The following is a 16,608-nucleotide window of genomic DNA, read 5'->3' as shown; positions in this document are numbered from 1 at the left end:
ATTATTGGGCCAATGATATCCTTACTTGTAAGCCACCCCTGGTGTTGGTGATAGGAAATGCGTTACTGATCTTGGGAATACTGCGGGTTTGATCAAAGTAGAACTTGAGGCTTACCCGATTATTTAAAATATAGTCAATAGATGGTTTAATACTTATCACTTTCTGCCCGGCTGTTCCAAAAGAAGTCCCCTGGTCCAGCTTACTATTTGCAGTAGCATCGTCACGCAAGCTGAAGTCGAAACGGAAGGTTACATCATTATCGAGCTTCATTCCTTTCTTACCAATCTTGACATTTTTCAGCAACGGCAACCCTTTCTTCCGATAGTTGAAACCGAAAGTCATTTCGGTAGAGCGATTTTCCGCTAATTGATAATCGATCAGGCTCAAACTCAATGTTCTTGATTTCCTAAATTCCGTACGGATGGATAACTGGTTGGTAAAAGTCAGGTCTACTTCGATCAGTGGATCAAAGCTTTCCTGGATGGTGATATTAGGAACAAGGAAATAAGGCACATAGCCCGTTAACGTATCAAAGAAATAAGGATAGCCAACTCTAAACGGATCCTGGAAAAGCAGAGCCGTATTGAAACTATTCATGCTTAAGGTGCTATGATACCCGTGTTTAATATTTACGTTGGAGAATATTTTTTCTAACCCGGCTATTCTTGATAAGCCATTATAACTAACGGTCCAATTTGGCTTCGGCATCAAAGATTTGAACGGATTCGATCTGACATTGGGGTTATTGTTTTTAAACAACGAAACCGTACCAGGATCTTTTTTGCCATAGGCAGCCAGGAAAGATGGGATCACTACTTCCTGCGCATAACGACCGTAGCCCTGTGCGTAACCATCAGGATCATTTGGATTGTTAACAGCATATGGATTCAACCCTTTTAATCGTTGAGATAAGATAACCCGGTTAGCTTCAAACTGTTTAAATGTCTCAGATGTCACATTTGGATCAAACTTGGTAAACATAGTTTGATAAGAAATATAGCTGATGCTAAAGCTTCCCAATGCATAAGGATTCAGCCTTGCCAGGCCTGCACTGCCTGTTGTATCCTTATAAAGCTCAGAATAGTTTTTGCTGAATGATTTATCCAGGTTTAAATCGATATTGAGATCACGGAATGGGCTCACCTGTGCTGTGATGTTCAGTCGCTGGCTATAACGTTGCTGGATCATCGCTGATACCAACGAATCTCTTGACAACAATCCCTTCGCTCCAAAACGATTGATCCAGTTGGTATCGGGCTGGTAACCGAAAATAAATCCAAAACCAGGTTCACCGCTCTTCAGATTTTGACCCAACGCTTTTGTACTATCCATATAGCCTGGCAGCGTCGTTCCAAAATCTTCGTTGTATTGTATACCCACTCTCTTCAATGAAGTAGCGATTCCTCCCACTGCTCTGACAATTCCGTTTAATTCCGGAAGCTCATTCCTTCGTTGTTCTTTTAGCTTTCTTCTTTCTTCTCTTTCCTTTCTGCGGGCCTCTCTTTTAGCTTTTCTTAATTCTTTCGCAGACATGTTTGCTTTTAGCGAATCAGGTACCCCGAACTTAGGTTTTACGGACTTGTTATCGACTTTTTTTGTATCCTTCAGACCTGCGGTATCTTTTGATTTTTTATTACCTGTTGGCGCTGTGTTCACGGCTCTTAAGAACCTCGACTTGCTGTACAATTGTTCAAAATTCAGCTCACTGGCAATGGTTCTTGTCTGCGTATTGGCCAGCGTATTACCAAGACTTTTTGCCAGCAATGACGCCGCTAACCAGTTATATTGAGTAGTGTAGGTTCCTCTTAAGGTTGTCCAGTCAAGCAGAGGAATTTTTTGTGTGGGCACGGTATAAGATAAACTTGCCTGTTGCGCATATTGGGTATTACGACCGCCATTGAAGACGTTTTTTCTAACCGAATCTTTTTTCTCTTTTGTATCAATGCGACCAAAAGGTTCATCGATGCGGGCATAATTGGTAGCCGTAAAATCAAGAGTGATCGATTTTGTAAGACCCCATTGCAAAATATAGTACCGGTCGAAAGTGAAGTACTTGTCGTAAGTCTCAGGTATTTTATATGGACCACCGCCTACATTGCGTGGCCTTGTAGCTCCAAACTGGCGGAAAAGATCGGCCCTGAACGATAACTGTGAAGGCACATAGTTGAAGTTAATGTCTTTTACCAATGCCATCCATTTCGATCTTGATTTCAGATTTTTAAATGGCTCCAAATATTTTGGCTGCGGTGCATAGTTATAACCCACTGCACCACGGGTTCGCCGCATTTCATAATTATCGATAAGCGGGTTTTGCTGCTGGGTTTCTATATAAGAATAATTCAAATCAAAATTGGTGACACTCCAAATCTTAGGTTGTTTACCATCTGTTTTTACTTTTTTGACATTGGTGAAGTTCACTGTTTTGATAGTAGTGATATCCTGCGCATCCCTCCTGATAGAATCTTTATCAGCTTTGTCTGGGGTTGATTTGATTTTATCATTGAGTTTTATATCCAGGTCATAAGGATCGTACTCCGGGGTGCTGGTGATGCGGCTAATTCCGGCATATACAGGAATCTGTATGCCTAATTGTTTAGGCAATAATTTACCGGCATCAATATTTGCAGAAAGGTCAAATGTATAAAGGTCTTCGCGACTCCGTTCATTCACCCGTTGTTCCAATGTACCAAAGCCACGACTGCGGGCTGTACCGGCTAATGTAAGACTACCTAAATCAGCTAACTTAAGATCCACACGACCCAATGCCGCCCAGCCACCTTTTTCATCCAGGTTGGAAAACCGAAGCTCATTGAACCATACTTCGGCGCAAGCTGTTGGCAGATTGGTGTTCTCAACAGCCAGCATCATGCCCTTCACTTCACCAAGGTTTGGATTTCCGATCACTGCATATGTTCTGCCATCAGCCAAAACTTCACTATAATAAACTGAAGGAGGTGCGCCTTGTTGATTACGGCGTGATTTAAGCCGGCTCAACTCCTGCAGATCAAAATCAAGGTTATTTTGCTCGGGCCAAATTCTCAAGCTATCCGTTTCACCCCAGGATGTTTTTTTCAATGGAATTCTTACTTCGTAATAGTTGCCCTGGAAATCATTTCCTATTCTCACAATTGCAGTTAATGAATTATCCTGTATAGCCGCGTCACTGCCACTTCCTTCAGCATGAACGAACATCCGCATTTTTCCATATTGGCGCATATCCATGTTCATGGTCTTGAATACAGCACGGGATTCTTTGTTAGGCAAGTTGCACAATTGCATGCTCAAGGCCTGCTCATTTAAAAACAACTGAACATTGTTATTGCTTAATTGCTGTTGTCTTTCGATACCGGGGGGACTTACATATCTTATCGGTTCACGTTGATCATTTTCCTCCAGGTTAACAGCCAGGGTATTTACAACCACGGGATCGTTTGGCGGAAGGTTTACATATTGACCGGTTGTATCAATTTTATACTGGAACTGACGCCATTGATTTCTTACCAATTCAATCTTTCCGAAACGCATGACAACCGAATCATCAAAGTCAGTTAAAAACATCCGGATAAAGCGTACCGACTTGAAATCCGGAATATTTCCCACCTTGGTTTCAAATTCAGAAACCGGAATACGGAAAAGGTACCATCTTTCATTCCTGCTTGATTGATCGGGCAGCGATACCGTTACATTTCTTACATCAGTAATAAAGTTAGTACCGGGAGCCATGAAAGGTTTGATATCAACTTTATATTGAAAATATTCTTCAGCCTCATTCAACGTATTATCACGGTTCAATTCTTCCGCATCGGGATATTGCGTAAAGGCGTTTACAAACTGGCTGTTATTGTTCGAAACCGGCGAGTTGCCATTCGGGTTGTTAATGTCTTTATACCTGGCGAGGATCCCTGCATTTGCCGCATCATAGCTGGCATCACGATAAGGTTTAAAATTATCAGCCGATGGATCATTCAATGCTTTGGAATAAGCTGCCGGAGCAGTCGCCTGCAGGTTGCTTAAATAAGTGCTGAATTTTGTTTTTTCCTCATCATCAGTCAATCCGTCAAAACCAACGTCCTGGTATTGCCTGTCGCTGGGTTCGTTGCTGAATGCATTAGTGATCTGCAAAGGATTGGAAGGCACTTTACCCCAAACTGTATTGTTATCAACCTGGGCATTGTTGGTAGGTGTTGGCAATCCATTTTCATATTGACGCTTTCCATCTTTTAGTACATCTTCAGAAATGGTACCGAGGTTGAAATATAGTTTACCGCCACTGCTAGCGGTATTTAAAATATAAGGATCCTGCATCCAGAATTCGATATACTCAATGTTGCTGGTCTCAAAATCCGTTTGATCGATATTACGCATGATACCTCCCCATGCCGCTTTTGGATTTATCAATTTTCCTTCGGAGTTGATGCGGCCTCCCCTGTACTCATAGTTATAGGGACCTTTCTCTTTGGGATAATAGGCGAGGTCAAAGGTGGTTAACAAGCCCTGGCCAAAATCGGTAGTTCGTTGCGGGAAGATTTCTCTTTGCAAAACCTGTCTTGTTTCAGGCTTTGATAATTCAGCCGGATTGTTGCGAAGCGGGTTATTGGTATTGTTTCTTTCCTGTAAAACAGGCTCGATATTATACCATGCCAGTTTTGCCCGGTTGTAACCACTGCCCAAATCATTGGTCAATCCAGACTCGGGGAATAGCGGCGACACTCCACCGGGTCCATTATTACCCTGTGGTACAGATGCCAGGTTCCAACTGATGAGTGGGAAACGAAGATCAATACCTGAACGGGTTCCTTCAAAATCATCAACATATACCTGGCCTGCACTCCCCTTTCCAATTTGTGGCGCATGCCCCGGTTGCAGCATAGCCGCTTCGGCATAGGCCGATACGGACGATGTTTCCTGCGAGTTGTAAAAAGGTAATTTGTTCAACCATTTGGTAAGTCTTGGCCAATCACTTTTATAATCTACATCCAAACCATACATGGTGTTACGAATGGGATCATCACCGTACGACTGTTTTACAAAGAATGGTCTTTCGCCTAATCTTGCAATCGTTCCACCAAGGGTTAATTTTTTATTGGCAAAATAATCAAGGCGCAGGCCCATATAGTTTCGCTGCTGTATACCAAAGGCCGCCTGGTTCTCATATTGAATATTTACCGGCACACCTGAACTAATGATAGATTGGTTGATAACCCTCAGCGTTCCCAGGTCATAGTTGATTTCGTAATCTATATTTTCCTGCAGTAGCTGGCCACCGGCTGTCACAGTAACAGAGCCCCGCGGTATATTAAATCCTAACTGGTAGTCACCCGTCGAAGAAGTTTTGGATTTACCATTTATTTCAAACCTGTTTAAGTTGGCATAGGTTTGAGCAATGGCCTTGATAGTATCGTATAACGGGTAATACAAATATTTGTCGCGTTCTACCTGCGATGGATACACATAGTCGAGATCGTGACCGAAAGGTTCCAGCACCGGGAAGATAATCCGGCTCATGGATGATAAAATGGTGAAGCCTTCTATAAAGTCGAATATACCATCGGGTTGCGGATCGTTCTGATTATTTAACCGGTCAAGATTTACCTGCGAGATCAAAGGCTGTCCCTGGTACTGCGGTAATACATCGGCGGGTGGCAAATATCTTTTTTCACCCAGGCTTGGCTCTTCATATAAAACGTCCAGTTTGAAATCCGTTCTTTCCAGTTGGCCATAACCGACGGAATAAACGTTTTTCATCATCAGGTCCCAGATGGGAAGATTGGTACGTTGTGAAGTTGCTTTCAATAATTTCAGGAACAGTACTTTTTGTGTAGTTCCGGAGACATCGGGTGGAATATCCTGTGAAAATTCACCTACCTGGTATACTCTTCCATTATAGGTGTATTGAAATGCCACACCCAATACCTCATCAGGTTGCAAAGGTTGTTGCAAAGAAAGAAATCCAATTTGCGGATTGAAGTAATACTCGGATGGTGACAGTTTACGGGCAAATGTTTTTTCAAAATCCTGCACCGGTAAAAACCCCATGCCTGTCAAAACACCCTGCACTAAAGTAGAGTTGCGGGAGTTGGGATTGGAAAGGATGTCATCATAAATAGTATTCACCCGATTATGCGGCAAGGCATTGGGATTACCTCCTGGTGGACGAAAAGGGTTGCCTTCACCCAAATCCATTAACGCAACGATGTCTCTCACATTCGTGTCGGCCCGGTTACGATTGGTGACCCACACTTCCATGCGCAAGATTTGTACAGCCGAATTTACTACCGGCAAATTGCTCATGGCTTTATTATAATTATTGCGGAAATATTGAGCTAACAGAAAGTGCCGGTTTTCCTCATATTCATCAGCCTTCAAAGAAAATGCCTGCATTGCTGAACCACCCTGCATATCCAACGATTGGCGTTGCGCCCTTTGATTGGCCAGCACACCGGTGACAAATAATTTTCCAAACTGCAACTGCGTTTTGATACCAAACAAAGATTGTGCACCCGGGATCAATGTTCCTTTAGAAGTAAAGTTTACATTTCCCAGTTGAAACTGTTTGATGATCTCATCATCCTTACCCTGGTAGTTGAGGTTAAGCTGGTTTTCAAATTCAAAATTTGCCAGGGTATTATAGTTGATCGGCAGTTTTAATTTGTCGCCAATATTTGCATCCACCTGCAACTGGGCATTCATATTAAAATCAAGACCGCCATTTCTTCTTGCCCGCTCGGGTAGTGTCGGGTTTTTGATATTCTGTCCCTGGTAGCCGGCCAGCAGATCTACATAACCGGAAGGTTTAATATCTATTTTTCCAACACCCACTATCCGGTTAAACCAACCTTTCTGTGTAGTAAATTTTGGCTTGAAAAGGCGGCGGTTCATCTCGGAAAGCATATCCGCTCTTTTTCTGAAATAAGCGTTTTCGTCTTTCTTGCCTTGCAAACGCAAAAACTCATCACGTCCGAAGGAAACAGGTGTGCGATAGTTTTTGCCGCCAATCTTTTCGATTACATAATATTCACCCGTCAGGGGATCATATTCAACATTTCTTTTAATGAAGGCAGTATCCTTCAAGTCAAAAGTGTTGCGATTGGGATTAGTATATGGATCGCCATAGCGATCCGTTAGCGGATAACGCAATGTGTCTTTACGGGAAGTGTCTTGTGTATTGGAAATTGGGTTTTGAAAATAACGGGCATTCGCATGACCCGATACGATCAATAGGATGATGGCAGACACTATCACCTTACGGAAGATATGAACAGTATTGGCGTTCAAGTTTTTCTCAGAATCAATTAGTCCAGTAAATAATAGGTTATCAGAGGATACGCAACGCCTTTTTGATCAACTCCTCTACGGGCAAGCCTGGCTCAGATGCCAACGCTTTTTTTACAGCCTGTTCGGCAGCTGAACGGGTGATTCCCAAAGCCGTCAGTGCATTAAACGCATCTTGATGCAAAGTATTGCTTTTCAATGGTGAAATATTTACTTCAATTGGATGCTTGGTGAGCTTATCTTTTAGTTCCAATACTATTCGTTCTGCGGATTTTTTGCCAATACCTTTTATACTTTCCAGCGCCCTGATATCGGATTGCACAATGGCTGTGGCCAGCTCATCCGGTTTCATATACGACAGCATCATCCGGGCGGTAGAAGCACCAATACCCGATACACTGGTCAGTTGCTGAAACATTTCTTTTTCGGCCATTTCAAAAAAACCAAATAATAAATGCGCATCCTCCCTAATAATAAGGATAGTATGCAATAAACCTTTTTCTAAATCCTGGATGCGGGTGTAGGTATTAAGGGTAACCTGTACTTCATATCCAACGCCGTTCACTTCAATATAAACGAGGGAAGGGGTTTTTCGTACAAAGTCACCTTTCAGGTAAGCTATCATGGCTGCGAAAATAAGAGAATTAACAATAAGCAATATGCAATTGGCAATCAGTACTTGACGACCGGGAAGCTGGGCCCTTGTCTATTGCTAATTGCCTGTTGCCCCGTACCTTTGAGCACTTTTAGTTGAAAAACTCACTACATGATAAGCAAAAAGATTACTGCTGCAATTACCGCAGTTGGCGGCTATGTTCCCGACGATAAACTCACCAATTTTGACCTGGAAAAAATGGTGGACACCAATGATGAATGGATCAGGACCCGCACGGGCATTTCTGAAAGAAGAATATTGAAAGGCGAAGGAAAAGCTACTTCCGATATGGTAGTGCCTGCTGTAAAGCAACTTTTAGAAAAAAGAGGCATCAGCCCGATGGAGATAGATTGCTTGATCGTAGCAACAGTTACCCCCGATATGGTTTTTCCGGCCACGGCCAATATAGCTTGCGATAAATTGGGCGCTAAAAATGCCTGGGGTTTCGATGTGTCTGCTGCATGTTCTGGCTTTTTATACACATTGACACTTGGAGCTTCTTTAATAGAAAGTGGTCGTTATAAAAAAGTAGTGGTATGTGGTGCGGATAAGATGAGTGCTATTATTGACTATACCGATCGTAACACTTGTGTTTTATTTGGCGATGGAGCTGGTGCGGTTCTACTGGAGCCCAACCATGACGGCTATGGCATTTTGGACAGCCTTTTAAAAAGTGATGGTTCAGGCGCTGAATTTTTGCATATGAAAGCCGGCGGCTCATTGAAACCTGCTTCCCTGGAAACAGTAAAGAATAAAGAACATTATGCCTTCCAGGATGGTCAGCCTGTATTTAAAGCCGCTGTAAAAGGGATGGCAGATGTAAGTGCAGAGCTGTTGGAAAGAAACAATCTTACCGGTGACGATATTGCCTGGCTGGTACCACACCAGGCCAACCTGCGAATCATAGATGCCACTGCAAACCGGATTGGCCTGCCAAAAGAAAAAGTAATGATCAATATTGGGAAATACGGCAATACGACTGCAGCCACTATTCCACTCTGTTTATGGGAATGGAGACATCAATTAAACAAAGGAGATAATATTGTATTAGCTGCTTTTGGTGGTGGGTTTACATGGGGGGCAACACTGGTGAAGTGGGAGTATTAAATAGCCCACTCCAAACAAAAAATATTTTTGCTACCCGCCTTTGGCTTTAGCGATATTAAAAAGGTGCAGGACCAGAAATTTTGTCCAGATCCATTCACTTATTCTCCCATCCGGGTCTCTGGATGAAATGCAATCCAGAGAAACGCTATCGGTTGGTAAAGCGATTACCTGGTCCGGTCCTGCAACAGAGATTAGTGGCCTGTTGTTAATAACACAACCTTCACACGATATTTCTTTTTTACATCCGTAAAACTGATTGCCAGCAAAAGAACAATGAAAGCAATGCAGAAAAACTTTACATAAGTAATAGGCATAAAATAGGTTGTATTGTTAATACAGTGGGTATTCTTTCTACTTCAGGATCCTATCTCCAAACAAAATCAGTAAGCGTTACATAATGTCGTTTTTTGTCATCTTCGTATATATTATACTTTGTAGGATAGTACCCATGTTGGGCAAAGTATTGCGGCTGTGCATAAGGCAGAGATACCGATGTACCACTTGCCAGCGTTGTTCGTGTCACGATTGGAGAAACAAAATTAAAGTTGCCATTATAGGAACCCAGTATCATCGTGTAATTTATAGTAGAACCCGATGTAAAATTATTGGGTGCCCAGTGCACTCCTAATTGTGGTATGGCAGCATCCGCAATATAATTAAAGGGCATATATCCTGCAGGCGGCAGCAACAAAATAGATGGCGCCGGAGGAGCCGGAATAGCAAGCCTGTCTTCAAGGCTCATCATAAAAAAGCGAATATCAAAATGAGATGTAATGAATGCGCCGACCGGCAGTGGATGCCCATTAGCACTCCAACCCAATGCGAGATGTTTAAAAGGAGTTGACTCCAATGCTTTGGGATGAAAATCCAAAACATAAGGAGTATTGGTAGTTGGCAAACCGGATAAAGCTTCGTCCGTAAAGACAATCCCTAATTCCTGTGGTACTCCTGTATGGCTCTGGGTTATGAAGGTGTGAGCATAACCGTTTCCGACTGCAATCTCATCACCATTGAACGTGTTGTATTTTGCTTCCCGATCAGCAGATGAATTTGCAATAGAGGTTTCAATGGTTTCGGGTTTTAGACCTTGTTCTTTTTGACAGGAAATAATTAAGGTCAGGCATAATGGCAACAGCCATTTAGCGCCAGAAAGATTTGATGATGATTTCATGATAATAAATTTTTGAGTTTTAAAAAATTGATTTCAGATTAAAGCTACCCGCCATACCTGCCTCAATATTTTAATTTAGATTACAGGAGCAATAACAACGATATTGAACTGACTAAGGATGCGATTTTCGAGTAATTGGCGACGAATGACACTCGTCGCCCAAAAAGGGTAACTGTCTTTTTATTACAGGTTTAATAAAATGAATAAATAACTTTATGAAAGCAATCTTTCTAACCTGTAAAGTTTCTTTCCTGCCTTTTGAAACTTGCCCTATAACAAATAGAGAAATTATTTACCTAAAACTTTTGTTATGAAAAAGCTTACCGCTCTGCTACTTATTTGTTGGTTACTCAATACAGGGGCACAATCACAGGGCTGCATCGCCATTCGCAACATTTCGGGCTTTGGCCAGTATAATCTTACGGATAATGCTTTTGCAACCACGGACTGGCAATTAAATATTACTACCCGTTATTTCAAGTCGTTCCGGGATTTTAAAGAAACAGTTGATCAAAAAACTCCTGAACAAAATGAATCAGTTGTTAAGTCGTATTCAATGGATATTTCAATAAGCAGGTTGATGAGAGATGGGTGGTCGCTGAACTTAAGTTTGCCCATTTCTTCAAATAGCCGGGAAGCCTCATTAGAACATGGCGGCCCCAACACAACAAGGCATACAACCAATTCATTTGGAATCGGCGACATTCGTTTTACTGTTTACAAATGGTTATTAAGTCCTACTGTAAAACAAAAGGGAAATATTCAATTAGGATTGGGCTTAAAACTTCCAACGGGTGATTATAAATACCAGGATCATTTCTACAGGAATGATTCAACAAAACTGCTTTCGGCAGTTAATCCCTCTATTCAATTGGGAGATGGCGGAACAGGTATTATTACAGAATTGAATTTGTTTTATTTCTTAAATGCGGCAGGAACAATCAGCCTCTATGGCAATTTTTATTACATGGTAAATCCAAGGGAGCAAAATGGTACAGCAATTACGAACGGCAGAATACCATCCCGTATTGATAGCTTAGCCAACAATATTATAATGAGTGTGCCTGATCAATTTTCTATGCGGGTTGGCGCTTACTATAATTTAAAGAACTGGGCCTTTTCAGCGGGAATAAGAAATGAAGGTTCTCCGGTGGAGGACCTTGTGGGTGACAGTGAGGGTGTTCGGCGTGCCGGTCATAACTTATCTGTAGAACCGGGCATAATTTATAAAATGAAAAAAGCTTCCATTTATGCTTATGTTCCCATTATTGTAGAAAGAAAAATAAGTCAGAATGTGCCGGATAAATTTAAATCAAGGTACACAGGAATAAAGACAGTAAGTCCGGGAGGTTCCGGAAATTACCAGGTTTTTGCAGGAGTTTTATTTAAGTTGTAATTTTTGATAGCCATATTCGGAATCAGGAAGCACAAAATAATTGGATGACCCTGAATAAATTTATATTTTCTAATCAGCTAAAGTACAGACTTGGCAGGCACCTGGCATTGTGGATTGCTTTTTCCGCTTATTTTTTTGCCGTAAATTTTTTTCCAAGAAATGCAGACGATCTTTTTGCTTCAAAAACATATTTAGTAGCATTCCAGCGAATGATCTACTTACCGATCAGCATTTTCTCAGTTTATATTTCTATCTATTTTTTTCTACCCCGGTTCATCTTAAAAGGAAAATATTTTTTGTTTTTTATACTTTTTTTTTGTTTGTGCTTAATTAATCTCACCAGCGCATACCTGCTGACAAAACTATTGGTTCAGTTCACTCAACCACTTCCATTTCAACAACTCCCAATACAGATCAGGATTTTTCAGCCTGTTATTTATGGATTAGGGCTGGGATTTGTTGCAAGCGGGTTTGCCATTATAATCAAACTATTAAAGATCCGGCACCTTAAACAAAAAGAGAATGAGCGGCTGCAGCAGCAAAAGATCAATACTGAACTTCAAATGATCAAAACGAATTTTCATCCTCATTTTCTTTCCGCTGCTTTGCAGAATATTTCCGATCTCATCCGTAGCCATTCGACACAAACACCAGATGTGATATTAAAACTATCCGATTTGCTGAGTTACATTTTATATGAAAATGAAGAAAGGTTAATACCGCTCGAACAGGAATTACTGATGGTACGGGATTACCTGGACCTGGAAAAAACTTTTTACGGCAACCGGATTGTGATCAATCTGAAAGAACAGGGAGATATAACCGGAAAAACCATAGCGCCGTTAATCTTACTTTCCCTGGTTCAGAATTGCTGTGAACAGTTTCTCATATCCTTGCAGCAAAGGCTTAATATTAATATAGAAACAAAAGCAGAAGAGAGAAATTTTATTTTCCGGCTTAGTTGTAATGGTTATTACGAAAATATAAATGGTATTCCGCGTCAGAATACAGGGCTAAACCAGGCCTTACGTAGAATACAAGTGACCTATCCCGGTAAACACAAATTAGAAGCACATTCAGAAAATGGTTTTTTCTCCATGTTACTTATTCTCGGGCCGGAAGTGGTTTCTCAGGACCTTCTAAAGAAATCAGAAGAAAAAACCTTGTATGAACCTGCATGAATTGATATTCTCAAAGGGCCAATACAGGCTTTTCCGTCATCTTATTTTTTGGATGGCCTGGATATTATTTTCAGCTACGGTACAATTAACAAACTTTAAACCGGGCCCAATGGCCCTGGGTGACCTGGTTCTTTATCAAATGCTTCGTTCCGTAACAAGGCTGCCCTCTTTTGTTCTGTTCTGTTATGTAACTGTCTATTTCCTGGTACCGGTATTTATCCCAAAACGAATATATATATACTTTCTTCTTTCCTTCCTTTTGTTTGCGTTTATCTTATACTGGTTAAACTATTTTTTCTTAACTCCAATATATCACTTACCTGGTATTATTGTCGGGGGTCAGTTCGAGGGAATACGGATAACTCCGTTTTTAAGAAAATTCTACGGCTTTTACTCTAATATAAATTTCACGGGAGCTATTCCTGCCTGCTGCCTGATGCTGGCCATAAAGTATTATAAAGATTGGCACAAAAAACAAAGCGAAGGTGAAATGCTCATCCGGGAAAATAAGCAGGCTGAATTGCAATTGCTGAAGGCACAAATTCATCCACATTTTTTATTCAATACGCTGAATAATATTTATTCTTTTACGCTTACGGAATCACCACAAGCTGCAGGGTTGGTAGATAAATTATCCGGCATGATTGATTATATAACTACTGAAGGAGAAAAATCTTTTGTACCCGTGGAAAAGGAAATTCAATTGATAAATGATTACATCGGCCTCGAAAAAGTCCGGTATGGAGATCGCCTGGATATGCGGGTGGAAATAAATGGAGCGTACAAAAATAAAATGATTGCTCCGCTGCTTATGATTCCCTTTGTAGAAAATTGTTTTAAACACGGCGCAAGCGTTATGCGGGGGCAGCAATGGATCAGGCTGAGCATACAAATAAAAGAAGATCAGCTTGATTTCCATCTGAGCAACAGTAAACCTGCACAGGCGATCAACAATAATAAAAAAGGAATTGGGCTGGCAAATGTGCAGAAAAGATTACAACTGCTTTATCCTGGAAAACATTTTTTAAAAATAGAATCAACAAGCGACACTTATACTGTTCACCTCGGGGTTAGTTTGCAAGAGCTTCCTGAATCGGACGTGAATATAAGCTGATACCAAAACTTCAACCTGCTTAATATGAATGGTAAAAAAATTATCTGCTTAGCCGTAGATGACGAGCCGCCGGCGCTGGAAGTGCTGAAAAAATTCATTACCTCAGTGCGTACGTTAGAATTGGCAGGTACCTGTTCAGATGCAATTGAGGCTATGAATTTCCTGCAGTCAAAACGGGTTGACCTTATCTTCCTCGATATAAAAATGCCGGAGCTTTTAGGCACCGATTTTATCCGGGCATTGAAAAATCCTCCTAAAGTAATCTTCACAACAGCCTACCGAAAATATGCAATCGAGGGATTTGAACTGGATGCCGTTGATTATTTATTAAAACCCATCTCCTTTGATCGTTTTCTAAAAGCTGTAAGTAAAGTAATGCAAACTCCATTGACGGACATGGAACATGAGGATGAAATGCAAAACAGTAAACCAGTTGCGCCCGGCTATATAAGTTTTCGCAGTGACCGAAAAATGATAAAAGTTTCGTTGAATGATATTTTATATATAGAGAGTATCAAAGATTATATTAAAGTAGTTACTGTAACAAATACTGTCATCACAAAGCAATCCATCTCTTCAGTAGAGGAAATGTTACCCAAAGAGATGTTCATACGAATTCACCGTTCTTATATTGTGTCATTGAATAAAATTGAATCCTACAATCATGAGTTAGTGTGGATTGCTAAACAAGAGCTCCCCATCAGCCGTATGTACCGTCATGAAGTAGAATCTGTATTAAAATGAATAAATGCAGTATAGCATAACCTGGCAGGTCTTCCTTTTTTATTTCCACGTACAATTCGAATTGAAATTACTATCAACAAATCTTTTAGCTTTGGCAAGACTGTACATTTGTAATATCACTCATAATTGATAACTATGCCTGACAAAAAAATTTCCATTTCCGGTTTCAGTTCTCTTGCCGTACATGCGGGACATATTCAGGATCCTAATTATGCCCATCTCACTCCTATCTACGCTACCAGCACATTTGTTTATGATGATGCGGAACAAGGCATGCGTCGTTTTAGCGGCCAGGAAGAAGGTTATATTTACAGCCGTTGGGGCAATCCTACTTTCACCGAAGCGGAACTCAAAATAGCTGCGATGGAAAGTTTTGGAATAAAAGATAAAAATGGTGAGCCATTGCAGCTAAAAGCTTTGTTACATGCTTCCGGTATGGCCGCCATCTCCACCCTTTTTCTTATGAACTTAAAAGCGGGTGACAAAGTACTTACTCATTATTCTTTGTATGGCGGTACTGAGGAAATCCTCCGTAACGTTCTTCCTTCATTTGGAGTAGAACCGGTAATTTCCGATTTACGGGATAGCAATAAAGCTGTTGATGTGTTGAAAGCAGATCCTTCTGTCAAAATGGTTTATATCGAAACGCCGGCTAATCCTACTATTCAATGCGTGGATATTGAATCCCTTTCCAACATTGCAAAACAATATAATTGCATTGTCGCTTGTGATAATACGTTTGCCACTCCTTACCTCCAACAACCATTTCGATACAATGTAGATTTTGTCGTTCATTCAACTACTAAATTTTTAAACGGCCACGGGACTGCTATCGGTGGAGTATTATTAGGAAAAGATCTGATATTAATGAAATCAAAAGGCAATACGATGCGTAAAACACTGGGAGGAACCAGTAACCCCTTTGATACATTTTTGCTTATTAACGGCATGAAAACGCTGGAAGTGAGAATGGAACGGCATTGCAGTAATGCGATGGAAGTAGCCAATTTTCTTGATAAACATCCGGCTGTTGCCAAAGTGAATTATAACGGATTGAAACATCATCCTGATCATGCAGTTGCCATGAAACAGATGAAGCATCCCGGCGCCATGATGAGTTTCGAGCTAAAAAAAGGTTTCAAGGGCGGCGTGGACTTCATGAATAAATTACAAATGTGTACCCGTACGGTATCATTAGGCACCTGCGATACCTTGCTTTGTCATCCTGCTTCCATGACTCATTTCAGTGTTCCCAAAGAAGCAAGAGAGAAATATGGTATTACCGACGGATTGATACGGATGAGTGTTGGCATTGAAAACCTGGAGGATATTATAGCCGATCTTGACCAGGCATTGTGAGAACCACGATTAGTTGGATTAAAAAGATTTTTAGGAAATAAAAAGATTCTTATCATTAATAAAATAAGACAAGAGTAAAATGGAAGTCACAATTAGAAGAGCAGTTAAACAGGATTGTCCGAGATTACTGGAATTGGTGCATGAACTGGCAGTGTATGAAAAAGCGCCAAATGAAGTCACTGTAACGCTGGAGCATTTTGAAGAAAGCGGATTTGGGAAAAATCCGGTATGGTGGGCTTTTGTAGCGACCTCACCCTCCAACTCCTCCCTTGGAGAGGGAGGGTCAGAGTCTCAAAGTGGTGAGATAATTCTTGGCTTTGCACTTTATTATATTCGTTATTCTACCTGGAAGGGCCAGCGGATGTATTTGGAAGACATTATAGTAACCGAAGAAGCAAGAGGCAAAGGAATCGGCAAACTATTAATGGATCGCTTAATAGAAGAAGCCAAAGAAAAACAATTCAGCGGAATGATGTGGCAGGTGCTGGAATGGAATGAACCAGCTATTAATTTCTATAAAAAATACAAAGCCAATTTTGACGCAGAATGGGTGAATTGCAGTATTAATTTTTAAAGTGGAAATATGAAAGTGTGGAAATGTGAAAAAT

Annotated in this window: 10 protein-coding genes; 7 read left to right on the top strand and 3 right to left on the bottom strand. The window is 40.9% G+C overall.

Annotated features, from left to right (window positions below):
* Position 1: 1 nt before the first annotated feature.
* Entirely contained in the window at positions 2-7,276 is a 7,275-nt protein-coding gene (sov, locus tag P2W73_RS02905) for a T9SS outer membrane translocon Sov/SprA (protein WP_276500483.1), read from the bottom strand.
* Between the two features lie 40 nt (positions 7,277-7,316).
* Complete coding sequence (gene ruvA / locus P2W73_RS02900; protein WP_276500482.1) at positions 7,317-7,898, bottom strand: Holliday junction branch migration protein RuvA; 582 nt, start codon at positions 7,896-7,898, stop codon at positions 7,317-7,319.
* A 141-nt stretch (positions 7,899-8,039) separates the two neighbouring features.
* On the opposite strand from ruvA, the gene P2W73_RS02895 reads away from it, so the two are divergent.
* A complete protein-coding gene (locus P2W73_RS02895) occupies positions 8,040-9,035 on the top strand; it encodes a beta-ketoacyl-ACP synthase III (RefSeq protein WP_276500481.1) in 996 nt (331 codons plus the stop codon).
* Positions 9,036-9,399: 364 nt separating this feature from the next.
* Here the strand turns inward: P2W73_RS02895 and P2W73_RS02890 are convergent, their stop codons facing one another.
* Positions 9,400-10,206 carry a DUF5602 domain-containing protein gene (locus tag P2W73_RS02890; RefSeq protein ID WP_276500480.1) on the bottom strand — a complete coding sequence of 269 codons (807 nt, stop codon included), beginning with the start codon at positions 10,204-10,206 and terminating at the stop codon, positions 9,400-9,402.
* A 310-nt stretch (positions 10,207-10,516) separates the two neighbouring features.
* Here P2W73_RS02890 and P2W73_RS02885 point away from each other — a divergent pair, with 310 nt between their 5' ends.
* The 6 genes from P2W73_RS02885 (at position 10,517) to P2W73_RS02860 (ending at position 16,574) form a co-directional block, all read left to right on the top strand.
* Positions 10,517-11,602, top strand: coding sequence for a hypothetical protein (locus P2W73_RS02885; protein WP_276500479.1), 1,086 nt, complete (start codon positions 10,517-10,519; stop codon positions 11,600-11,602).
* Positions 11,603-11,646: 44 nt separating this feature from the next.
* Positions 11,647-12,783 (top strand): sensor histidine kinase, encoded by a 1,137-nt coding sequence (locus P2W73_RS02880; protein ID WP_276500478.1) that lies wholly within the window; start codon positions 11,647-11,649, stop codon positions 12,781-12,783.
* Positions 12,770-13,897 (top strand): sensor histidine kinase, encoded by a 1,128-nt coding sequence (locus P2W73_RS02875; protein WP_276500477.1) that lies wholly within the window; start codon positions 12,770-12,772, stop codon positions 13,895-13,897. The genes P2W73_RS02880 and P2W73_RS02875 overlap by 14 nt, the downstream gene beginning before the upstream one ends.
* 24 nt (positions 13,898-13,921) lie before the next feature.
* Positions 13,922-14,641: a LytR/AlgR family response regulator transcription factor gene (locus P2W73_RS02870; protein ID WP_276500476.1), complete on the top strand. Its 720-nt coding sequence runs from the start codon at positions 13,922-13,924 to the stop codon at positions 14,639-14,641.
* Between the two features lie 135 nt (positions 14,642-14,776).
* Positions 14,777-16,000, top strand: coding sequence for a trans-sulfuration enzyme family protein (locus P2W73_RS02865; RefSeq protein ID WP_276500475.1), 1,224 nt, complete (start codon positions 14,777-14,779; stop codon positions 15,998-16,000).
* A 79-nt stretch (positions 16,001-16,079) separates the two neighbouring features.
* On the top strand, positions 16,080-16,574 hold the full coding sequence (locus tag P2W73_RS02860; protein ID WP_276500474.1) for a GNAT family N-acetyltransferase: 495 nt from the start codon (positions 16,080-16,082) through the stop codon (positions 16,572-16,574).
* The last annotated feature ends 34 nt before the right edge of the window (positions 16,575-16,608 follow it).

Source organism: Terrimonas pollutisoli, from assembly GCF_029360765.1.
In the GTDB taxonomy this organism is placed as follows: Bacteria; Bacteroidota; Bacteroidia; order Chitinophagales; family Chitinophagaceae; genus Terrimonas_B; species Terrimonas_B pollutisoli.
This window is presented reverse-complemented; position numbering and strand designations above follow the sequence as displayed.

Bases quoted from the DNA above. Each gene is read 5' to 3' on its own strand.
- ruvA (WP_276500482.1), bottom strand. From the start codon at position 7,898: ATGATAGCTTACCTGAAAGGTGACTTTGTACGAAAAACCCCTTCCCTC.
- P2W73_RS02895 (WP_276500481.1), top strand. From the start codon at position 8,040: ATGATAAGCAAAAAGATTACTGCTGCAATTACCGCAGTTGGCGGCTAT.
- P2W73_RS02890 (WP_276500480.1), bottom strand. From the start codon at position 10,206: ATGAAATCATCATCAAATCTTTCTGGCGCTAAATGGCTGTTGCCATTA.
- P2W73_RS02885 (WP_276500479.1), top strand. From the start codon at position 10,517: ATGAAAAAGCTTACCGCTCTGCTACTTATTTGTTGGTTACTCAATACA.
- P2W73_RS02880 (WP_276500478.1), top strand. From the start codon at position 11,647: ATGACCCTGAATAAATTTATATTTTCTAATCAGCTAAAGTACAGACTT.
- P2W73_RS02875 (WP_276500477.1), top strand. From the start codon at position 12,770: ATGAACCTGCATGAATTGATATTCTCAAAGGGCCAATACAGGCTTTTC.
- P2W73_RS02870 (WP_276500476.1), top strand. From the start codon at position 13,922: ATGAATGGTAAAAAAATTATCTGCTTAGCCGTAGATGACGAGCCGCCG.
- P2W73_RS02865 (WP_276500475.1), top strand. From the start codon at position 14,777: ATGCCTGACAAAAAAATTTCCATTTCCGGTTTCAGTTCTCTTGCCGTA.
- P2W73_RS02860 (WP_276500474.1), top strand. From the start codon at position 16,080: ATGGAAGTCACAATTAGAAGAGCAGTTAAACAGGATTGTCCGAGATTA.